General features: G+C 67.9%; 18 protein-coding genes. 11 read left to right on the forward strand and 7 right to left on the reverse strand.

Annotation, left to right across the window (positions count from 1 at the left end; translation table 11 throughout):
- Window positions 1-87: 87 nt before the first annotated feature.
- Window positions 88-876, reverse strand: coding sequence for a thiazole synthase (locus DA69_RS06585; RefSeq protein ID WP_025976747.1), 789 nt, complete (start codon window positions 874-876; stop codon window positions 88-90).
- Window positions 877-1,058: 182 nt separating this feature from the next.
- Window positions 1,059-1,256, reverse strand: a complete 198-nt coding sequence (gene thiS, locus DA69_RS06590; RefSeq protein WP_003165397.1) for a sulfur carrier protein ThiS — start codon at window positions 1,254-1,256, stop codon at window positions 1,059-1,061.
- 684 nt (window positions 1,257-1,940) lie between these two features.
- Between thiS and aroQ the strand changes: the two genes are divergently transcribed.
- Genes aroQ through aat form a run of 4 tightly spaced genes read left to right on the forward strand, consistent with a single transcriptional unit; the run spans window position 1,941 to window position 4,983 of the window.
- Window positions 1,941-2,396, forward strand: a complete 456-nt coding sequence (aroQ, locus tag DA69_RS06595) for a type II 3-dehydroquinate dehydratase (protein WP_025976746.1) — start codon at window positions 1,941-1,943, stop codon at window positions 2,394-2,396.
- A gap of 40 nt (window positions 2,397-2,436) precedes the next feature.
- On the forward strand, window positions 2,437-2,922 hold the full coding sequence (gene accB, locus DA69_RS06600) for an acetyl-CoA carboxylase biotin carboxyl carrier protein (protein ID WP_025976745.1): 486 nt from the start codon (window positions 2,437-2,439) through the stop codon (window positions 2,920-2,922).
- A 5-nt stretch (window positions 2,923-2,927) separates the two neighbouring features.
- Entirely contained in the window at window positions 2,928-4,280 is a 1,353-nt protein-coding gene (gene accC, locus DA69_RS06605) for an acetyl-CoA carboxylase biotin carboxylase subunit (protein ID WP_025976744.1), read from the forward strand.
- A gap of 7 nt (window positions 4,281-4,287) precedes the next feature.
- Window positions 4,288-4,983, forward strand: a complete 696-nt coding sequence (gene aat / locus DA69_RS06610) for a leucyl/phenylalanyl-tRNA--protein transferase (protein ID WP_025976743.1) — start codon at window positions 4,288-4,290, stop codon at window positions 4,981-4,983.
- On the opposite strand, the gene DA69_RS06615 is transcribed toward aat, so the two are convergent.
- Both DA69_RS06615 and DA69_RS06620 read right to left on the reverse strand, forming a co-directional pair.
- Entirely contained in the window at window positions 4,950-5,648 is a 699-nt protein-coding gene (locus DA69_RS06615; RefSeq protein WP_025976742.1) for a DUF2155 domain-containing protein, read from the reverse strand. The two genes, aat and DA69_RS06615, sit on opposite strands and share 34 nt — an antisense overlap.
- Window positions 5,645-6,037: an NADH:ubiquinone oxidoreductase subunit NDUFA12 gene (locus DA69_RS06620; protein WP_025976741.1), complete on the reverse strand. Its 393-nt coding sequence runs from the start codon at window positions 6,035-6,037 to the stop codon at window positions 5,645-5,647. Before DA69_RS06620 ends, DA69_RS06615 begins: the two co-directional genes overlap by 4 nt.
- 219 nt (window positions 6,038-6,256) lie before the next feature.
- Between DA69_RS06620 and DA69_RS06625 the strand changes: the two genes are divergently transcribed.
- The 3 genes from DA69_RS06625 to DA69_RS06635 all read left to right on the forward strand — a co-directional run bounded on the left by DA69_RS06625 (window position 6,257) and on the right by DA69_RS06635 (window position 10,421).
- Window positions 6,257-8,878 (forward strand): hypothetical protein, encoded by a 2,622-nt coding sequence (locus DA69_RS06625; protein ID WP_025976740.1) that lies wholly within the window; start codon window positions 6,257-6,259, stop codon window positions 8,876-8,878.
- A 71-nt stretch (window positions 8,879-8,949) separates the two neighbouring features.
- Window positions 8,950-9,444: a pentapeptide repeat-containing protein gene (locus DA69_RS06630; RefSeq protein WP_029972396.1), complete on the forward strand. Its 495-nt coding sequence runs from the start codon at window positions 8,950-8,952 to the stop codon at window positions 9,442-9,444.
- Window positions 9,445-9,509: 65 nt separating this feature from the next.
- A complete protein-coding gene (locus DA69_RS06635; RefSeq protein WP_025976738.1) occupies window positions 9,510-10,421 on the forward strand; it encodes a pentapeptide repeat-containing protein in 912 nt (303 codons plus the stop codon).
- A gap of 62 nt (window positions 10,422-10,483) precedes the next feature.
- On the opposite strand, the gene aspS is transcribed toward DA69_RS06635, so the two are convergent.
- Window positions 10,484-12,316, reverse strand: a complete 1,833-nt coding sequence (aspS, locus tag DA69_RS06640) for an aspartate--tRNA ligase (RefSeq protein ID WP_025976737.1) — start codon at window positions 12,314-12,316, stop codon at window positions 10,484-10,486.
- Window positions 12,317-12,512: 196 nt separating this feature from the next.
- On the opposite strand from aspS, the gene DA69_RS06645 reads away from it, so the two are divergent.
- The 3 genes from DA69_RS06645 to DA69_RS06655 all read left to right on the forward strand — a co-directional run bounded on the left by DA69_RS06645 (window position 12,513) and on the right by DA69_RS06655 (window position 17,117).
- Window positions 12,513-13,172 (forward strand): DnaA ATPase domain-containing protein, encoded by a 660-nt coding sequence (locus tag DA69_RS06645; RefSeq protein WP_025976736.1) that lies wholly within the window; start codon window positions 12,513-12,515, stop codon window positions 13,170-13,172.
- Window positions 13,173-13,395: 223 nt separating this feature from the next.
- Complete coding sequence (locus DA69_RS06650; RefSeq protein ID WP_025976735.1) at window positions 13,396-15,627, forward strand: RNA degradosome polyphosphate kinase; 2,232 nt, start codon at window positions 13,396-13,398, stop codon at window positions 15,625-15,627.
- Window positions 15,627-17,117: a Ppx/GppA phosphatase family protein gene (locus DA69_RS06655; protein WP_025976734.1), complete on the forward strand. Its 1,491-nt coding sequence runs from the start codon at window positions 15,627-15,629 to the stop codon at window positions 17,115-17,117. Before DA69_RS06650 ends, DA69_RS06655 begins: the two co-directional genes overlap by 1 nt.
- Before the next feature lie 161 nt (window positions 17,118-17,278).
- Here DA69_RS06655 and rnd read toward each other — a convergent pair whose 3' ends face one another.
- On the reverse strand, window positions 17,279-18,433 hold the full coding sequence (gene rnd, locus DA69_RS06660; protein ID WP_025976733.1) for a ribonuclease D: 1,155 nt from the start codon (window positions 18,431-18,433) through the stop codon (window positions 17,279-17,281).
- Between the two features lie 81 nt (window positions 18,434-18,514).
- Here rnd and purM point away from each other — a divergent pair, with 81 nt between their 5' ends.
- The gene (gene purM / locus DA69_RS06665) at window positions 18,515-19,552 is read left to right on the forward strand and encodes a phosphoribosylformylglycinamidine cyclo-ligase (RefSeq protein ID WP_025976732.1); all 1,038 of its coding nucleotides are present in this window, start codon (window positions 18,515-18,517) and stop codon (window positions 19,550-19,552) included.
- 157 nt (window positions 19,553-19,709) lie between these two features.
- Here purM and DA69_RS06670 read toward each other — a convergent pair whose 3' ends face one another.
- Window positions 19,710-21,302 (reverse strand): S10 family peptidase, encoded by a 1,593-nt coding sequence (locus DA69_RS06670; protein WP_025976731.1) that lies wholly within the window; start codon window positions 21,300-21,302, stop codon window positions 19,710-19,712.
- Between the last annotated feature and the right edge of the window lie 204 nt (window positions 21,303-21,506).

The following is a 21,506-nucleotide window of genomic DNA, read 5'->3' on the forward strand; positions in this document are numbered from 1 at the left end:
GGGGCTCAGCAACGGCTGAACCAAGCGGCCCCCCTTGTCACGACGCTTATCGGCTCCGCACCACCTCCCCACGTCGTGGGGAGGCGATCAGATCAGCCCCGCCAGCGGCGAGGACGGGTCGGCGTAGAGCCGCTTCTTCATCCGCCCGGCCAGATAGGCTTCCCGCCCGGCGATGACCGCGTGCTTCATCGCGCTGGCCATCAGGATGGGATCGCGCGCCTCGGCGATGGCGGTGTTCATCAGCACGCCGTCGCAGCCCAGCTCCATCGCCACCGCCGCGTCCGACGCCGTGCCGACGCCCGCGTCGACCAGAACCGGCACCTTGGACTGTTCCACGATCAGGCGGATGTTGATCGGGTTCTGCACCCCCAGCCCCGAGCCGATCGGCGCGCCCAGCGGCATGATGGCCACCGCGCCTGCGTCTTCCAGCTTGCGCGCATAGACCGGGTCGTCGGTGCAATAGACCATGACTTCAAACCCCTCGGCGGTTAGCAGCTTCAGCGACCGCAGGGTCTCTTCCATGTCGGGGAACAGGGTCTTGGGGTCCGACAGGACCTCCAGCTTGACCAGGGTCCAGCCGCCCGCCTCGCGCGCCAGACGCAGGGTCCGCACGGCGTCCTCGCCGGTGAAGCAGCCCGCCGTGTTCGGCAGATAGGTGTATTTCTTCGGGTCGATGAAGTCCGTCAGAACCGGCTGGTTCGGATCGGTCAGGTTGACCCGGCGCACGGCCACGGTGACCATCTCGGCGCCCGACGCCTCGGCCGCCGCCGCGTTCTGGGCGTAGTCGCGATACTTGCCGGTGCCCACGATCAGGCGCGAGTTGAAGGTGCGGCCGGCGACGGTCCAGCTGTCGGTGCGGGGAGCGGTGTCAGTCATGCCTAGGGAAGTAGCGCCGCCCGCCGCCGGGGGGAAGCGCCGTTGCGGGATTTGATGAGCTGTCCCCCCTCCCGCTCCTCCCGGCGGACGCCGGGATCCAGTAAGAGCCTCACGCGCAACCTTTGAAGGGCGAACCTGTCGCCAAGGACTGGATCCCGGCGTCCGCCGGGAGGAGTGTAGGGTCAGCCCCCGCCCACGAACTGCACCAGTTCGATCTTGTCGCCCTCTGCCAGCGCCGTCTCGCCATGCAGCGAGCGCGGCACGATCTCCAGATTGCGCTCGACCGCCACCTTCTTGGGGTCCAGCGACAGCTCCTGAACCAGACCCAGAATGGTCGTGGCGGCGGTGTCCCGCGCCTCGCCGTTGACTTCGATACGCAAACTGTTCGCTCCAGAGGATGCAGGGTGGGCGTCAGATATGGGGGTTTAGGCGCGAGACATCAAATGCACGGCCTCAGCCGCTTTCGACCCTTCGCAGACATCAAGAAACATGGTTCTTTAAGTTGATGGCATCTAGGCTGATCACGGCGGCTGCGCTTGGACTAGCACTTTCTGCGTGCTCGGACTTCAGGATAGAGGGCCGCTCACGTGAGTTCTCTGGCGTCTGGCTGTACGAGTTCGAAGGGTCTACATTTGTGGAAGGCGCAACCACGGTGCCAACACAACGTCCACCGTATAAAGCGACGGATTGGCTGGACCACCCGGCGGAACAAGAAATCCGCGTAGGAGAACCGGCCGATGAAAGCCTAAACTGCTATCCAGTCCAGCCATTTTTGGTCACCTTCGTCGGATACAGGACACGCTACCTGTTCGGGTCGGGTCATCTGGGGCTGTGGCGCTCAGAGATCACTGTACAAAAGCCGATCTCAATTGAATCGCTCGGTCCCGCTTTTTGCTACACTAGCTGAGTCCGCTTTCTCCCCTTGGCGGACTTCCCCAAGGTCCGCTCCCAGTCTCAATCCTCCCCCTACGTCACCCTTTTTCCTCGCCCGCTTTGCGCCGCGCGCCACCTGGGCTACAACGCGCGCTCGATTCCGCGCGGCGGCGCGCCTGTTTTGCGAGCGAATGCCCGAAACCCTCATCCTGTATGTCCTGAACGGGCCGAACCTGAACCTGCTGGGGGTTCGGGAGCCGGACATCTATGGCCGCGAGACGCTGGCCGACGTTCAGGCCATGTGCGAGGCGGCGGCCGTCGGCGCGCGCGTGGTGTTCCGCCAGTCGAATCATGAAGGCCAGCTGGTCGACTGGATCCAGGAAGCCAGGACCGAGGCCGACGCCCTGGTCATTAATCCTGCCGCCTTCACCCATACCTCGGTGGCCCTGCTCGACGCGCTGAAGACGCTGAGCATCCCCGTGGTCGAATGCCACCTGTCGAACCCCGCCGCGCGCGAGGCGTTTCGGCATCACTCCTATGTGTCCCTGGCCGCGACCGGCGTGATCGCCGGCTTTGGCCCCCACAGCTATGAATTGGCCGTCCGGGCCGCTCTGGACCTGGCGCGTCGCGCCGGGGCCAAGGGCTGACCGCCGCGCGCCGTCAGAAGATAAAGTAGAAGAGACCCTCATGTCCGACGACAAGAACAAGCACATCGACGCCGAACTGGTCCGCAGCCTGGCCGACATCCTGAACGATACCGATCTGACCGAGATCGAGGTCGAGCGCGGCGATCTGAAGATCAAGGTCAAGCGCGAAGTCACCGTCGCCGCCGCCCCGATCCAGTACGCCGCCGCCCCGGCTCCGGTCGCGCACGCCGCCCCGGCCGCCGCCCCGGCCTCCATGCCGTCGGACCCGGCCACGATCGTCGCCCGCGCCGGCGAAGAGGTGAAGTCTCCGATGGTCGGCACCGCCTATCTGCAGCCCGCGCCGGGCTCGGATCCCTTCATCAAGGCCGGCGACAAGGTCAAGAAGGGCCAGACCCTGCTGATCGTCGAGGCCATGAAGACCATGAACCCGATCCAGGCGCCGCGCGACGGCGTGGTTGCTGAGATCCTGGTGGGCGACGCCCAGCCGGTCGAGTTCGGCGAAGCCCTGGTCGTGCTGGAAGCCTGAGCCCCATGTTCACCAAGGTCCTGATCGCCAACCGGGGCGAGATCGCGCTGCGCATCCACCGCGCATGCAAGGAGATGGGAATCTCCACCGTCGCCGTTCACTCCGAGGCCGACCGCGGCGCCATGTGGGTGCGCCTGGCCGACGAGAGCGTCTGCATCGGCCCTGCGCCGGCGGCCAAGTCCTATCTGAACATCCCCTCGATCATCGCGGCGGCCGAGATCACCGGCGCCCAGGCGATCCACCCGGGCTACGGCTTCCTGGCCGAGAACGCCCGCTTCGCCGAGATCATCGAAGCCCACGGCATGACCTTCATCGGCCCCAAGCCGGAGCATATCCGCGTCATGGGCGACAAGATCACCGCCAAGCAGGCCGTCAAGGACGCGGGCATTCCCGTCGTCCCCGGCTCTGACGGCGAGGTCGAGACGGTCGAACAGGCCATCGAGGCGTCCAAGGCCATCGGCTTCCCCCTGATCGTCAAGGCGGCCGCCGGCGGCGGCGGTCGCGGCATGAAGGTGGCCCAGACGGCCGACGATCTGGTCGAAGCCGTGCAGACGGCCCAGGCTGAGGCCTTGGCCGCCTTCGGCAACGGCGCCGTCTATATGGAGCGCTATCTCCAGAAGCCGCGCCACATCGAGATTCAGGTCATCGCCGACAGCCACGGCAACGTCGTCCACCTGGGCGAACGCGACTGCTCGCTGCAGCGCCGCCACCAGAAGGTGCTGGAAGAGGCCCCCTCTCCCGCCCTGTCGGCCGAAGGCCGGGTCAAGATCGGCGAGACGGTCAACAAGGCCATCGCCGCCATCGGCTATCTGGGCGCCGGGACCATCGAGTTCCTGTGGGAGGACGGCGAGTTCTTCTTCATCGAGATGAACACCCGCCTGCAGGTCGAACACCCGGTCACGGAAATGATCACGGGCGTCGATCTGGTGCGCGAACAGATCCGCATCGCCGCGGGCCTGCCGCTGTCGTTCAAGCAGGAAGACATCACCTTCGAGGGCCACGCCATCGAGGTGCGGATCAACGCCGAGAACGCCGAGACCTTCACCCCTTCCCCGGGCACGATCACCGAGTTCCACGCCCCAGGCGGCCTGGGCGTGCGTCTGGATAGCGCCATCTACGCCGGCTATTCGATCCCGCCCTATTACGACAGCCTGATCGGCAAGCTGATCGTCCACGGCCGCGACCGCGAGGAAGCGCTGGCCCGCCTGAAACGCTCGCTGGGCGAGACGGTCATCAGCGGCGTCGACACCACCATCCCCCTGTTCCAGAAGCTGTTGCAGGAGCCGGACATCCTGTCGGGCGACTACGACATCCACTGGCTGGAGAAGTGGGCGGCGGCGCAGAAGGCCAAGGCCTAACCCCCCCTTGGACGAACCCGGCTTCAGCGCGAGCGGCGCCTCTGACGTCTTCGGACCGGAGGCGCTGCTCGCCTGCTACGCGCGGGGCGTCTTTCCCATGGCCGAGGCGCACGACGATCCGCGCGTCTTTCTGGTCGAGCCGGACCAGCGCGGCCTGATACCGCTGGATCGCTTTCACATCCCCTCGCGCCTGCGCCGCACCGTGCGGGGCGAGCCGTTCGAGGTGCGGGTGAACACGGCCTTCGCCGCCGTGCTGGACGCCTGCGCCGCCTCAGCGCCGGGCCGCGAAGACACCTGGATCAACGCCCCGATCCGCCGCCTCTATGTCGAACTGCATCAGCGCGGCTTCGCCCACAGCATCGAATGCTGGCGCGACGAGGCGCTGGTGGGCGGGCTTTACGGCGTGACGCTGGGCGGCGCCTTCTTCGGCGAGAGCATGTTCAGCCGGGCGACCGATGCATCAAAGGTGGCGCTGGTCCATCTGGTCGCGCGCCTGAAAAAGGGCGGCTGGCGGCTGCTGGACACCCAGTTCCTGACCGAGCACCTGGGCCAGTTCGGCGCCGTGGAGACGCCGCAGGAGGCCTATTTGCGTATGCTGCCCTGGGCTCTGCAGGCGGCGCCCGACATGGACGCCTTTACGGCGCCCCTCAGCGGGGCCGAGGCCGTGGCCTACGCCTTACAACCCACCACCCAGGCGTCATAGACCGGGTGCTGCAGGCCGCTGACGCTGGGCGATGATGCGAACATCCAGCCCTTGAACACCTGACGCGCCTCGGTCGGCGCCGCCAGACCGCGCGGTTGAACGCCGACCTCCAGATAGGCGATGGCGTCCTCGGTCATTTCGTCAGAAGCCGAGACCTCGCAGGCCCGGGCCTTGAACAGCAGGGTCCTGCCGAACCGCACCGGACGGCCGCCCACCTCGACCTCGAACCGCATCGTCTCGGCCGTGGTCTTGTCCACCGCCTGGATGACGGCGATGCGGCGACGCTGACGGACTCCCGGCGGCGAGGCCGGTTCCGTGGGCGCAGGCGCGACCTCTTCGACCGGAATTTCGTCCGGCGCCTCTTCCTGAACCGCCACTTCCTCGCCCGGCGTGACGATAACGGGCGTCGCGGGCGTCGCGGCGGGCGCGGTCGGCATCACAATGGCCGGGCTATTGGACGACGCCGGTTGCTGCGCTTGCGTCGCCGGGCCCTGCGGATTCTGCAGCGGCGTGCGGTTGGTGTCGCGCAGCATGTCCCCGACAGGATCAGCCGGAGCGGGCGTCGCGTCCTGCGGCAGGTCCATCAGGACGCTGGCCACGCCGGCGCCCGATATCGCCAGTCCCGCGACGACCACCCCGGCCAGCAGGACATGGCGAAGGCTCATTCCGGGCTCCAGGCCTGATAGTCGCCGGTGGCGGCCGGGCGTTGGCCCAGGGCGGCCAGCGACCCTTGCGGACGACGCGCCATCGGCGTGCCCGTCATGTTCGGAAGGTGATCCTTTTCCCACGCCTGACGCGGCAGCGGGCGCTCAGTCGGCGTCTCGTCATAGGTGTAGCGCAGCCAGCCCTGCCATTCCGGCGGCACCTTGGTCGCCTCGGCATAGCCGTCATAGATGACCCAGCGGCGCTTGCGACCGTCATAGCTGACGGTGTCGCGGGATTCGTAGTAGCGGTTGCCGAACTCGTCCGTGCCGACCTGCTGGCCGCGTTTGCCAATGGTGAACAGGGTGCCGATCGTGGCGCCGTTCCACCAGGTGAAGATCTTGCTCAGCACGTCGTTGAACTCACTCGAATCCACCGCCCCGGGGAGGTCCGGCGGCGCGGGCCGATCATAGAAACCGCGACGCCTTACGTCCAGCGTCGAGCGCATCGGAAACACCTCAACATCTTGTGGGCAACACCCACGACAGCCGCAACATCTATTGAACGCCGTCATGATCGCCCGATAGGTTGTCTTCAGGACACGCTCCACCTCCAGCGTGGGAGACGCCTGATGCGCTTCAAGCCCCTGTTTGCTTCCCTGGCCGCCGCCGTCCCCGTCGCGCTGCGCGAGATCGAGCGCCCCGACGTCGTCGACAGGGTGCTGGCGCCCGACGCCTGGACCGATGTGCAGGTCGAGGCCTGGCTGGACTGGGCCGCCGCGTCCTCCTCTCGCCCCGACCTGCCCCTGAACGGCGCCGTGCAAAGCTGGGCGGCGCGTCTCGCCGCCGCCGGGCAAAACAGCGCGGTCTTCGCCAACGCCGCCGAGGGCGCCCGATTCGAGGCGGAACTGACGGGCGCGGTCCTGCTGGGTCTGGCCGCCGTCAGCGATGCGGATACGCCCGCCGTAACCGCCCTTCGTCTGGACCTGTCCGAGCCCGAGGCCGAGCGCCGTCTGGCGCAGCAGGCCGCCGCCTGGCGCCGCGAGCGGCTGGCCGGTCAAGCAGCCGAGGCGCTGGCTCAAGCGCTGACCAACGTCGCCGACGCCGTGGCGCGGTGCGAGGGCGACGCCGCCGCCTGCGCCGACCCCGCCTCCAACCCCGCCCTGACCCGCGCCGCCCATGTCGCGCGACAGGGCGGCGCCGCTGATGCGGACATCCTTCGCGCCATCAAGGGCGATGGTCTATCGGCGACCGCCGCGCCGTCGGCGGACGCCCCGCAGGCGCCCCTGATCGTGCTGGTCCAGCCAGACACGGCCGCCGCCGGCGGACCTCTGGCGCTCGCCGTGGCCGAGGCGGCCCTGGAAGGCCCTGTCGCCGCCGCCTTCACACCCGCTGACGCAGACGCCGCCGCCGATGCAGCCGTGGCCGCACGCGCGGCGATCAACCTGCCCGCGCTGGCCGCCGCCTTCCCGCAAGCGTTCGACTCGGCCCTGGCCGCCCTGGCCGAACTGCTGGTCACGGCGCTGGACCTGACGCTGGACGTCCAGGAGCGCCGCGCCGCCGCGCGCCCCATCGCCCTTGGTCTGAGCGGTCTGGCCGACTGGGCCGTGTCGCAGGACGCCGCTGAACCGGCCTTGCCCGCCGCCGCCCTGGCCGCTCAGGTTGCGCGCCTCGCCAACGCCGCCTCGGCCGATCTGGCCGCCCGCCTTGGCCCCTGCGCCGAGTGGGAAGCGGTGAAGGACGAAACCCTCGCCGCCCTGACCGAACGCGGCGAGCCGGTCGATGCCCTGCACGCCCAAGGGCGGCGCCATGCGGCCATCAGCCTGTTCGCCGACGACGCCGAACTGGCCTTGCGCCTCGGCCTCTCGCCCTTCACGGCGACGGACGTCTGGCAGACGGCGGACGGCGAGGTCGAACGTCGCCTGCGCCCGGCGCTGGCCGTCGCCCTGACCCGCGCGGGCGCTGATGTCGAGGCCGCCGAGCGCCACCTGTTCGGCCGCCGCACCCTGGCCGAGGCGCCCGGCGTCAACCACGCCCGCCTGCGCGAACTGGGCTTCACCGACCTGGAGCTCGAAGGGATCGAGCGCGCCCTGTCCTCGGTCGAGAATTTCGCCGCCGCCTTCGCTCCGCCTGTGCTGGACGAGGGGTTCATCGGCGACGTGCTGGGCCTGACTTTGGCGCCGGGCGAAGCCCTGCTGCCGCGCCTGGGCTTTGACGAGGCGGCGATCAGGGCTGCGGCGGACTATGTCTTCGGCCGCCCCGACCTGTCCGACTGGGCTGAAGCGCCCGAGGCTCTGCGGCAGCTGCTTTCGCAATCCGGCAAGGCGCTGGAAGCCGGCCTGCGCCGCGCCATTGAGCCGTTCAGCGACGCGCCCGACCTGGCGCCCGTCACGCTGGACTGGCGCGCTGATCGTCTGGATCTGGCCCGCGCCCTGGCCGATGCCGCGCTGGACGGTCGTCGCGCCGCAGTCCTGCGCCGCGCCCAGCCCCCTGCCGATTTCCGCCTGCGCCTGCCCGAGGTCGAGGCTCCACGCCGCGCCGAAGCGGCCCCCGCCCCAGAGCCCGCGCCCCGCACCGTCGAGCGCGTGGTCGAAAAGGTGATCGAGCGCGACCGCACCCGCCGCCGCCTGCCCGATCGCCGCAAGGGCTATATCCAGAAGGCCTCAGTGGGCGGCCACAAAGTCTACATCCACACCGGCGAATACGAAGACGGCGAACTGGGCGAGATCTTCATCGACATGCATAAGGAAGGCGCCGCCTTCCGCTCGATGATGAACAACTTCGCCATCGCCATCTCCATCGGCCTGCAATACGGCGTGCCGCTGGACGAGTTCGTCGACGCCTTCGTCTTCACCCGGTTCGAGCCGTCGGGGCGGGTCACGGGCAATGATTCCATCCGCTCGGCGACCTCCATCCTCGACTATGTGTTCCGCGAGCTGGGCGTCTCCTATCTGGACCGGCGCGAACTGGCCCAGGTCACGCCCGAGGCCGCCAATCTGGACGGCATGGACGGCGTTCCGGCTGAGACGCCCCAGCCCGTGCCCGCCGCCCGCTTCATCTCCAAGGGCTTCGCGCGGGGCGCAGCGCCCGACAACCTGATCGTCGCCCCGTTCGGCCGCAAGGAGCCGTCGCCGCGCGCCACGCCGCAGGTTCAGGCCGGCCCCTGCCCTGAGTGCGGCGACCTGATGCTGACGGATCGGAGCGGGACGCCCGCGTGCGGTTCCTGCGGCGCGGCGCCCAAGGTTCAGGGTTGAAACGGGACGCACTGTCCCGAAACGGCGGCCCGCTTCTTGCTGCAACAGGCGCAAAGCCTGGAGCCATTCGCATGATCCGTCCCGCAATCGCCCTTCTCGCCGCCGTCGGCCTGACCCTGACGGCCCTGCCGACCTCGGCGCAGAACGCCTCGCAGATCGCCCAGGTGCGTCGCGGCGCCTCCTGCCCCGGCTGCAACCTGTTTCAGGGCGACTTTTCCGGCATGGAGCGCACCGGCCTGAACCTGTCCGGCGCGCGCATCCGTCAAGCCGACATCAGCCTGTCGGTGATGAACCGCACCAACTTCAGCCGCTCTGACCTGCGCGATGTCGAGGCCTATGGCGCGGTCCTGTCCAGTTCGAACTTCAACGGCGCCGACCTGACCAACGCCAGCTTCGTGGGGACCTTTCTGGAAGGCGCCTCCTTCACCGGGGCCAAGCTGAACGGGACCAATCTGTCGGGCGCCGAAATGGCGCGCGCGCGCGGCCTGACCCAGTCGCAGCTCAATCAGGCCTGCGGCGACCAGAACACGGTTCTGCCTTCTGGCCTACGCATTCCCGCCTGTTGAGCGTCGCCTTCGTTACCGCGATTTAAGTAGGGTTTTTACCGACTAAGGCGCATTCAATAAGGGTGATGAAACGCTCGATTTCTCCCCTGCGCCGTCTGGCCCTCGCCGCCTCAGCCCTCACGGGACTGATGGCGGCCGCCCCCGCCTTGGCCGGCGCCGTGGAGATGACCTGGGCCCAGGATCGCGACGTGGCCCGCATGGTGTCGCTGGGCGGAAGCTGCACGCGTTGCGAACTGTCGGGCCGCGACCTGTCGGGCGCCACCCTGACCGGCGCCAACTTCGCCCAGGCCACTCTTGTCGGCGCCAATCTGCGCGGCGCTGAACTGGTCGGCTCCAACTTCACAGGGGCGGACTTCAGCCGGGCCGACATGCGCGGCATTGAAATGGTCGGCTCGAACTTCACCAACGCCAAGATGACCGGCGTCCAGTTGATGGGCGCCGAAGCGACGGGCGCCGTGCTGATCCGCGTCGACCTGAGCGGCGCCAATCTGAGCGGGGCCGAGCTTCAGGGCGTGAACATGAACAGCGCCAACCTGACCCGCGCCCGCCTCAACGACGCCGAGATTTTCGGCGCCACCCTGGCCAACGTCAACGCCAGCGGCGCCGACTTCGGAAACGCCGACATCAAGGCCTCGAACCTGACCGGCGGCAACTTCAGCGGGGCCTCCTTCCGGGGCGCCGATCTGGACAGCGCCCGCCTGTCCGGCGGCGACTTCACCCGCGCCGATTTTCGCGGCGCCTCCATGCGCCGCACGGACATTCGCGGTCTGGACCTGACCCGGGCGCGCGGGCTCAGCGCCGATCAGGTGTCCGAAGCCTGCGGCGACGCCGCCACCCGCTTGCCCGGCGACATGACGGCCCGCAACTGCCGCATCGGCGGCGTGCGCGTCATCCGCACGCCAGCGGCCCCTCCGGCTCCGCCATCGCCCACTATTCCGCCGCGCCAGCGCAACCTGGTGATCGTTTCCGGCAACTGAAGCCGGGATGCAAAAAAGGGAGGGGTCGCCCCCTCCCTTTTCCAATTCGGCGCTCGCCTGGATCAGACCTTGATCGGCAGCTGAGTGCGGATCGACAGCTCCTTCAGCTGACGCTCCTCGACTTCGGCCGGAGCGTTCATCATCAGGTCCTGACCCTGCTGGTTCAGCGGGAAGGCGATGACCTCGCGGATCGCCTGTTCGCCCGCCAGCAGCATGACGATGCGGTCGATGCCCGGCGCTAGGCCGCCGTGCGGCGGCGCGCCGTAGCGGAAGGCGTTCAGCATGCCGCCGAACTGCTCCTCGACCACCGAGGCGTCGTAGCCGGCGATCTCGAAGGCCTTCAGCATGATCTCGGCCTTGTGGTTCCGGATCGCGCCCGAGCACAGCTCATAGCCGTTACAGACGATGTCGTACTGATAGGCGCGGATGGTCAGCGGATCCTGAGTCTCCAGCGCCTCCATGCCGCCCTGCGGCATCGAGAAGGGGTTGTGGCTGAAGTCGACCTTCTTCTCTTCTTCCGACCATTCGAACATCGGGAAGTCGACGATCCAGCAGAATTTGAACTGATCCTCGTCGACCAGCTTCAGCTCGGTGCCGACGCGGGTGCGCGCCAGGCCGGCGAACTTGGCGAAGACGGCCGGGTCGCCGGCGGTGAAGAAGGCGGCGTCGCCCTGGCCCAGGCCCAGCGAGGTCATCAGGGCCTGCGTCGGCTCCTGACCCAGGTTCTTGGCGATCGGGCCGCCCCACGACTGCTGATCGTCCGACCAGAAGATGTAGCCCAGGCCCGGCTGGCCCTCGCCCTGCGCCCAGGAGTTCATGCGGTCGCAGAAGGCGCGCGAACCGCCCGTGGGCGCCGGGATGGCCCAGACGGCGTTCTTTTCGTCCGCGCCCAGGATCTTGGCGAACAGGCCGAAACCGCCATCGCGGAAATGGTCCGACACGTCCTGCATCTTGATCGGGTTGCGCAGGTCCGGCTTGTCGCTGCCGTACCACTTCATCGACTGGGCGAACGTCAGGCGCTCGAAGCCCTTGTGCTCCATCGTCTGACCGAAGTCGTTGGTGAAGGTCTTCACGTCGTCGATCGGCGAGACCGGCTTGCCCTCGCCGAACTCGGTGAACAGGCCGTGCATCAGCGGCTCGATCGCCTGGAAGACGTCTTCCTGCGTGACGAAGCTCATTTCCACGTCCAGCTGGTAGAACTCCAGCGAACGGTCAGCGCGCAGATCCTCGTCGCGGAAGCAGGGCGCGATCTGGAAGTAGCGGTCGAAGCCCGACACCATCAGCAGTTGCTTGAACTGCTGCGGGGCCTGCGGCAGGGCGTAGAACTTGCCCGGGTGCATCCGGCTCGGCACCAGGAAGTCGCGCGCGCCTTCGGGCGACGAGGCCGTCAGGATCGGCGTCTGATATTCAAGGAAGCCCTGGGCCACCATGCGGGTGCGGATCGACTGGATGACGCGCGAACGCAGGACGATGTTCTTGTGCAGACGCTCGCGACGCAGGTCCAGGAAACGGTTGCTCAGGCGAATCTCTTCCGGATACTCCTGCTCGCCGAAGACCGGCATCGGCAGTTCGGCCGCTTCCGACAGGACTTCCAGAGACAGGACGCGCACCTCGACCTCGCCGGTCGGCAGGTTGGCGTTGACAGTCGAGCCTTCGCGCAGGACCACTTCGCCGTCGATCTTGATGACGCTCTCGGCGCGCAGGCGCTCGACCATGTCAAAGCCCGGCGTTTCGGGGTGCAGCACCAGCTGGGTCAGGCCGTAGTGGTCGCGCAGGTCGATGAACAGCAGACCGCCGTGGTCGCGCTTGCGGTGGACCCAGCCCGACAGACGAACATTCGCGCCGGCATCCGTCGAACGGAGGGCGCCGCAGGTGTGGGTGCGATAGGCGTGCATGATCGGATTTCGTCTGAAAACGGCTGTCGAACAGCGTGAATTAGGAGCGGGGAAAGGCCCATCATCGCCCCCGAAAGTCAAGGCTGACGCCTCAAACGCCCCTGATACGCCATCCACAGGGCGAGGCCGGTTGTCCCCGAGATCCCGCCCTATCAACAGAGACGCCCGCATCCCCGCCCGGCTAGGGTTCATCGTCATGAACGCCCCAGCCGCCGAGATCCGTCAACTGCGCCTGCCGCTGCAGCAGGAGACGCCCCAGCGCGCCTCCGACCTGGCGATCTCGGAAGCCAACGCTGGAGGCGTGGCGACCCTGGCCGTCTGGCCCGAAGCGCCCGGCGCCATGCTGGCCCTGTTCGGGCCGGCGGGCTGCGGCAAGAGCCACCTGGCCGCCGCCTGGGTCGAGCGCACCGGCGCCATCGCCCTGCACGGCGCCGAGGCGGCCCTGGTCGACCCGCTGGAGCTGGAAGGCCGCCCCGTCCTGCTGGACGACGCCCAGGACGCCGATGACGAGAGCTTGTTCCACCTTATCAACCTGACGCAGTCGGGCGGCGGCGCCCTGCTGCTGGTGTCGCGCGATCCGCCGGGCGCCTGGGCGACGGACCTGCCCGACCTGCGCTCGCGCCTGAACGCCATCCGCACCGTCGGGATCGAGGCGCCCGACGACGTCGTCTTCGCCGCCATGCTGCGCCGCGCCTTCGCCAGCCGGAACATTACCCCGGCCGATGAACTGATCGAGTATCTGGTCCGCCGGATCGACCGCTCGGCCGACGCCGCCGAGGCCGTGGTCGACCGCCTGGACGCCCTGCACCGTCCCGTAACGCGCGTTTTGGCTCGCCAGGTGCTGGACGGGGAATAAGCGCCCCTCCACCACCGCTCATCCCGGCGGACGCCGGGATCCAGTAAGAGCCTCAGACGCCCCACTAAAAAACCTGCTCACCAATACACGCGTGAGTTTGTAGCCAAAGCACTGGGTCCCGGCGTCCGCCGGGATGAGCGGAATTGCAGGTAGCGTTCCAAAGTCCGCCCGCCGCGACACAATCGCGGTTGCAGCCGTCACAGGCGCGCGCGACAACGGAATCATGACCGATATCGCGCCCATCGCCGTCGACACCACCGGTGAGGAAGTCCCCTCCTCGCGCGCGCCGCAACTTAAGCTGTCCGAGGCGCTGATGGCCTCGCCCGAGCGCTTCATCAACCGCGAGCTGTCGTGGCTGGCTTTCAACGGCCGGGTGCTGGAAGAGGCCGCCAACGAGGGCCACCCCCTGCTGGAGCGCGTGCGCTTCCTGTCCATCTCGGCCAACAACCTGGACGAGTTCTTCATGACCCGCGTGGCTGGCCTGAAGGGTCAGGTCCGTGAGCGCATCCGCGTCGTCTCGCCCGACGGCCTGACGCCGGCCGAGCAGTTAGAGCAGGTCAATGCGGCGGCGGGCGGCCTGATGGCCGAACAGCAGCGCCAGTGGCGCGTCCTGCGCAAGGAGATGGCCGCCGCCGGGATCGAGATCGTCGAGCGCGCCCGCATCACCAAGACCGAGCGCGAGCGGCTTGAGCCGGAGTTCCTGAACCAGCTCTTCGCCGTCTTGACGCCGATGGCGATCGACCCTGCGCACCCCTTCCCCTTCCTGCCGAACCTGGGCTTCTCCCTGGCGCTGAAGCTGCGCCGCAACAGCGACAACCGCGTCCTCTACGCCCTGGTGCCGGTGCCGACGCAGGTGCGGCGCTTCTGGGCGCTGGCGACGGACGGGCGTTCGACGCCGGGACGGACGCGCTACGTCTCGCTGGAAAACCTGCTGCTGCTGTTCATCGACCACATGTTCCCGGGCTGCGAGATCCTGGAAAAGGGCCTGTTCCGCCTGATCCGCGATTCCGACATCGAGATCGAGGAAGAAGCCGAAGACCTGGTCATGGAGTTCGAAGAGGCGCTGAAGCAGCGCCGCATGGGCTCGGTCGTCCGCATCAAGATTCAGGCGGACATGCCCGACGACCTGCGCGACTTCATCATCGCCCAGCTGCACGCCCAGCCGCAGGACGTGGTGCTGGTCGACGGCATGCTCGGCCTGGCCCAGCTCTCCGAACTGATCCCCGGCGGCCATCCCGACCTGAAGTTCAAGGGCTATGAGCCCCGCTATCCCGAGCGGGTGCGCGATAACGGCGGCGACATCTTCGCGGCGGTGCGCGAAAAGGACATGCTGATCCACCACCCGTTCGAGAGCTTCGACGTGGTGGTGCAGTTCCTGCGTCAGGCGGCGCGCGACCCGCACGTCATCGCCATCAAGCAGACCCTGTATCGCACCTCCAAGGACAGCCCCATCGTCGCCGCCCTGATCGAGGCGGCCGAGAACGGCAAGAACGTCACCGCCCTGGTGGAGCTGAAGGCCCGCTTCGACGAAGAAGCCAACCTGCGCTGGGCGCGCCAGATGGAGCGGGCGGGCGTCCACGTCGTCTTCGGCTTCGTCGAGTACAAGACCCACGCCAAGATGAGCGTCGTCGTGAGGCGGGAGGGCGAATCCTTGCGCACCTACTGCCACTTCGGCACCGGCAACTATCACCCGGTCACGGCCAAGATTTACACCGACCTCAGCCTGTTCACCTGCGATCCCGCGCTGGGCCGGGACGCCACGCGGGTGTTCAACTACATCACCGGCTATGCCGCGCCGGACGAGTTGGAGGCTCTGGTCGTCTCCCCGCTGAACATGAAGACCAGCCTGATCGAGATGATCGGCAAGGAGATGTCGGCCGCCGCCAAGGGCAAGCCCGCCGCCATCTGGGCCAAGATGAACGCCCTGGTCGATCCCGAGATCATCGACGCCCTTTATCGCGCCAGCCAATGGGGCGTGCGCATCGAACTGGTCATCCGCGGCATCTGTTGCCTGCGCCCCGGGGTGCCGGGCCTGTCGGAGAACATCCGGGTCAAGTCGATCGTCGGCCGCTTCCTGGAGCACAGCCGCATCGTCGCCTTCGCCAACGGCCACGACCTGCCCAGCAACCGGGCGCGGGTCTACATCTCCTCGGCCGATTGGATGCCGCGCAACCTGGAACGCCGCGTCGAGGTGATGACGCCGATCCTGAACGCCACCGTTCACGACCAGGTGCTCGACCAGATCATGGTCGCCAACCTGAAAGACGACGCCCAGAGCTGGGTGCTGGAGCCTGACGGCTCCTATCGACGGGTGGTCCCCAGCGGGTCCGAACGGCCCTTCTCGGCGCACAAATACTTCATGACCAACCCCAGCCTGTCGGGGCGCGGCCGCAAGGTGAAGACCCTCCCCGGCGCCCTGTCCTATCCGGGCCTCAAGCCGCGGAAGCGCCGCTGATGAGTCCCGAGCGCGAATACGAATCGAAGCAAATCGCCGTCATCGACATCGGCTCCAACTCGGTGCGTCTGGTGCTGTACCGACTGGAAGGCCGGGCCGTCTGGACCATGTTCAACGAAAAGGTTCTGGCGGGTCTGGGTCGCGACCTGGCGGCCACCCGGCGCCTGTCTGAGCCAGGCGTGGTCATGGCCATGACGGCGCTGCGCCGCTTCGCCGCCGTGATCGAGGGCGTCCAGCCCGATCAGGTGCTGGTCGCCGCCACCGCCGCCGTGCGTCAGGCCGAGGACGGCCCCGAATTCTGCGAGCGCGTAGCCGCCGAGACGGGCTTGCGCATCCGCGTCCTCAACGGCGAGGAAGAGGCGAAATATTCGGCGCTGGGCGTGTTGGCAGGCGACCCCGGCGCGCGCGGCGTGGCCGCCGACATGGGCGGCGCCAGTCTGGAGCTGACGCGGATCGGCGACGGTCCGCGCGGCCCGGGCGTGACCCTGCCGCTGGGGCCCTTCGCCCTGCTGGACGACAGGGGCTTCGACGCCGACCGCCTGCGCGGCCGCATCGCCAAGCGGCTGGAGCCGATCGAGGACCATTACGCCACGCCGACGCTCTACGCCGTCGGCGGCGCCTGGCGCAGCCTGGCTCAGATGCATATGGCGATGGTCGAGCATCCGATCCGCATCGTCCACCAATACGCCATGAGCGCAGCCGACGCCCGCGACATGGCCCGGCTGGTCGCGCGCCAGTCCCGCGCCTCGCTGGAGAAGCTGCCCGGCCTGTCCAAGCGCCGCGCCGAGACCCTGCCCTACGCCGCCCTGGTGCTGGAGGGGCTGATCGACCGCCTGGGGCTGACCTCGGTCAGCTTCTCGGCCTGGGGCGTTCGCGAGGGACTGCTGTATCACGGCATGGACCCCGCCATGCGCGTGGTCGATCCCCTGCTGGCCGGGTGTTCGGCCTGGGGCGGCCGTCAGGGCGTGGACCCGGCCCTGCCCCGCGCCCTGGACGGCTGGCTGCAGTCCGTGGTCTCCGCCCTGCCCGAAGTGTTCGGAGAGGAGCGCGACGCCCTGCTGACCTCCTCGGTGTGCCGTCTGGCGGACCTGGGCGCGCGTCTGCACCCCGACCACCGCGTCAGCCTGGTGTTCGATCAGGTTCTATGGTCGCCCATTCCCGGCCAGACCCACGCCGAGCGCGCCTTCATGGCCGTGGCGATGAACGCCCGCTACGGCGGCGAGGCGCGCACGCCGGCGCCCGAAACGGTCGAGCGCCTGCTGTCGGAAAAGGGCCAGAAGCGCGCGCGAGCCCTGGGGCTGGCTATGCGGCTGGCCTGCGACCTGTCGGGCCGCTCGCCGCAATTGCTGGCCAACGCCGCCGCCACGGTCGAGAAAGGCGCCCTGCGCGTCACCGCCGCCAACGGCTACGCCGACATGCTGCTGGGCGAACAGACGAAACGGCGCGCCAAGGCGCTGGCGGAAGCGATGGATCTGACGCTGAAGATCTAGCGCAACGCATCTCCCTCCCCTTCATGGGGAGGGTGGCTGAGCCTGAAAGGCGAAGCCGGGTGGGGGCGGCAAGGCTATTCAAGCGCTGAGGGCCGATCACCCAGCCCTCCCCACCCGGTCGCTTCGCGACCACCCTCCCCTTGAAGGGGAGGGAGAAAGGGCTACCCCTCGATCTCGACCACTTCGACGCGGGCGCCGTTCAGCACCAGGGCGATCTCGCCCTTTTTCAGCTTCAGAGCGTCTTCGCCGAACAGTTCGCGGCGCCAGCCCTTCATGGCCTCGATGTCCGCATTGTCGTTCAGGGCGATCTTTTCGAGGTCCGACACCGTGGCGATCAGCTTGGCGGCCACGCCGGCGTTGTCGCTCTTGGCCTTCAGCAGCACCTTCAGCAGCTCCACCACCGAGGGCGGCGCGGGCTGGCTGTTGGCCGGGCGCTCCAGCTTGGGCGCATGAGCTTCCGGGTCGGCCAGGACGCGCTTCAGTTCCGCCGCCAGCTCCAGCCCCAGACGCGAGCCGCCGAAGCCCTTGGGCACCGAACGCAGACGATTGAAGGCGTCCGGGTCGGTCGGCGTCTGGACGGCGATCTCGTCGATGGCCTCGTCCTTCAGGATGCGGCCGCGCGGCTGATCGCGCTCCTGCGCCGCGCGCTCGCGCCACACGGCCGTGGCGACGAAACCCGCCAGGTATTTGGCGTTGAACTTCTTCGGCTTCAGACGCTTCCAGGCGTTCTCGGGCGAGGTGTCGTACAGCGCCGGGTCGGTGACCGCGCCCATTTCCGACATGACCCAGTCCAGGCGGCCTTCCTTCTGCAACCGGTCGCGCAGTTTGGGATACAGCGCCGACAGGTGCGTCACGTCTCCCAGCGCATAGGTCAGTTGCGCCTCCGACAGCGGGCGGCGCGCCCAGTCGGTGAAGCGGCTGCCCTTGTCCAGCTCCTGGCGCAGCATCTGGCGGACCAGCTGTTCATAGCTGACCTGATCGCCAAACCCGGCGGCCATGGCGGCGACCTGGGTGTCGAACAGCGGACGCGGCATGGCGCCCAGCTTGTTGAAGATCTCCACGTCCTGCCGGGCCGCGTGGAAGACCTTCAGAATCGATTCGTCGCGCAGGATGTCGAGGAAGGGCTCAAGATCCAGCCCCTCGGCCATCGGGTCGATGATGGCGGCGTCGGACGGCGAGACCGCCGCCTGAATCAGGCACAGCTTGGGCCAGTAGGTGGTTTCCCGCATGAATTCCGTATCGACGGTGATGTACGGGGCCTTGGCCAGACGATCGCAGAAGGCGATCAGCGCGTCATTGGTGGTGATTAGCGTCATTCCGATGCTATAGCCCCGCGCGACGCCGTCGTGGCAAGAGCGCCGCGACATATTTTCGCCCCCGATTTCGAGCCGTGACCGATGAGCGACACCCCTGAGGCCCAAAAAAGCGGTCTGACCTACGCCGACGCAGGTGTGGACATCGACGCCGGCGAGCAGCTGGTCGACGCCATCAAGCCGCTGGCCAAGTCCACCCGCCGCCCCGGCGCAGAGGCCTCTCTGGGCGGTTTCGGCGCCTTGTTCGACCTGAAGGCCGCCGGTTTCGAAGATCCGCTGATCGTCACGACGACGGACGGCGTGGGCACCAAGCTGAAGATCGCCATCGAGACCGGCCGTCACGACGGCGTGGGCGTCGATCTGGTCGCCATGTGCGTCAACGACCTGCTGGCGCAGGGCGCCGAGCCGCTGATGTTCCTGGACTACTACGCCACGGGCAGGCTGGACGTGGACGCCGCGCGCCGCGTCGTGGCCGGCATCGCCGAGGGCTGCCGCCAGTCGGGCAGCGCCCTGGTCGGCGGCGAGACGGCCGAAATGCCGGGCATGTATTCGGGCGGCGACTATGATCTGGCCGGTTTCTCGGTCGGCGCGGTCGAGCGCGGCAAGGTCCTGCCCTATCTGGACCAGCAGAAGGCCGGCGACGTCATCATCGGCCTGGCCTCCTCAGGGCCGCACTCGAACGGCTATTCCCTGATCCGCAAGGTGGTCGAGAAGTCCGGTCTGGCCTGGGGCGACGACGCCCCCTTCGCCAAGGACCTGTCCCTGGCCCAGGCGCTGATGGAGCCGACCCGCATCTATGTGAAGCCGGTCCTGCCGCTGATGAAGGCCGACCTGATCAAGGGCGCGGCCCACATCACGGGCGGCGGCCTGATCGAAAACCCGCCGCGCTGCATCGCCGATGGCCTTGAGGCCAGCTTCGACTGGGACGCCTGGCCCATGCCCGACGTCTTCCAATGGCTGGCTGAGACGGGCGGCATTTCGGACCACGAGATGCGCCGCACCTTCAACTGCGGCGTCGGCTTCATCCTGATCGTCGCGCCCGAGAACGTCGAGCCGGTGCTGGCCGCCCTGCTGAACGCGGGCGAGACGGCCTTCGTCTGCGGGCAGCTTCAGGCGGCCTGATCCACACGCGCTCACCGGTCTTTCATCCTCCGTCATCCTCGGGTCAAGCCCGAGGATGACGGCGTGGAGACGGGGATAAGAGCGAAAACCCAGACCCATCGAATAAGGCCCCGGTCGCGCTGACCGGGGCCTTCTTCATTTCAGACTGTCGCCGGGATCAGCGCAGGCCGCCGTTGACCGTCTCGTCGTAGAATTTGGCCATGTCGGTGTAGAGCTGCTCCAGCGCCGGGCGGGCCGTGTACATCATGTGGCCGCCTTCATAGTAGGTGAACTCCAGGTTCCGGCGCAGGTGCGGCTCCAGCATCATCTGGGCCAGGTCGTATTCCGTGCTGAAGAACGGCGTGGCGGCGTCGTAATAGCCGTTCAGCGCCAGCACCTTCATGTGCGGATTGCGGCGGATGGCGGTGGCCAGGTCGACGGCCGTGTTCGGCGTGGTCTGCGGACCGCCGACCGGCGGACGGTGGCTCCAGTCCCAGTTGAAGCCCGGCAGGCCGCGTGCCGACTGGCGGTAATCCACATCGGTGCGGTAGTTCAGCGTCGTGGCGATGTAGTCGCGGAAGATGCTGAAATAGGCCCCGGTGATGGCGCTGCTGGACGGGTCTTCCTCGGGCGAGCCGCCCACAGCACTGGCGTCCATGCCCAGGTAACGCGTGTCCAGACGGCCGATCGTCTGGCGACGGTCGCGCAGCAGTTCCTTGCGGAAGGGGCTGAGCTCAAGGCGCAGGTTGGCCTGATCCAGCACCGTCGGCGAAATGCCGATCAGGGCGCTCATCTGCTGGGCGATCTGAGCGCGCTCGGCGTCCGAGATCAGGTGTCCCTTCGACAGGGCCGCCGCATAGGGGCCGATGGCGAATTCGCGGGCGCGCTGGACGTGTTCTTCCAGGCTGGGCTTGTTCGGGATCTTGTTGTGATACCAGGCCGTGGCCGCATAGGTCGGCAGCAGGGTGACGAAGTTCTGCGGATAGCCCGGCTGGCGCACGCCGTAGTTCATGATCGACGACAGCAGCACCACGCCGTTCAGCGACATGCCGCGATCTTCCAACTGGTGCACCAGGGCGCCGGCGCGCAGGGTGCCGTAGCTTTCGCCCAGAACGTATTTCGGGCTGGACCAGCGGTCGAACTTGGTCGTGTAACGCATGATGGCGCGGGCGAAGGTGTCCGCATCCTGATCCACGCCCCAGAAGGCCGAACCCGGCGTCTCGCCCAGCGGACGCGAATAGCCGGCGCCGACCATGTCGATGAAGACCAGGTCGGTCTTGTCCAGCAGGGTCATGTCGTTGGGCGCGAGGTTGAACGGCGCCGGGCGTTCGACCACCGGCTCATCGGTCTGGACCCGCATCGGGCCGAACGCGCCCATGTGCAGCCACACCGTCGGCGAACCCGGCCCGCCGTTGAACATATAGGTGATCGGACGACGACCGACCGGCTGCCCGTCCAGCGTATAGGCCACATAGAAGAGGCTGGCCGTCGGCATGCCCGCGTCATTGCGGACCGTCAGCGTGCCCGCCGTCGCCTTGTAGCGCAGGGTGCGGCCGTGGGCGTTGATCGAGTGGCTGGTGGTCACTTCCGATTCATCGGCCGTGGCGCGCGCCCAGTTCTTTTCGATCTGTTCGGCGGTGACGTTGCGCAGGCGATCAGAGGCCGAGCGGACCGGCCCCGAGCCGCCGCTGGACGCGGCTTCCTGAGCCATGGAAACGGCCGGCGCGGCCAACAGGGCCGCTGCGCAGGCGGCGGTCAACAGACGACGCATATAGGATACTCCCCCCTTGGATGCCGGACTCCCCCGGCGCATGGACGCTAACGCCGCTGTTTCCGAAGAAGCAACGGAGTTTACGTCGGTTCAGCAACAATGGTTCGGCGGCGCTGCGCCCTTCCCCTCGACCCTGCCGCCCCTCTTGCTAAGTCGCCTTCGGGGCCGCATGGCAGTCACGCCATCTTCCACGCGTGAGCCGCC

It is taken from the genome of Brevundimonas naejangsanensis (genome assembly GCF_000635915.2).
Classification (GTDB): domain Bacteria; phylum Pseudomonadota; class Alphaproteobacteria; order Caulobacterales; family Caulobacteraceae; genus Brevundimonas; species Brevundimonas sanguinis.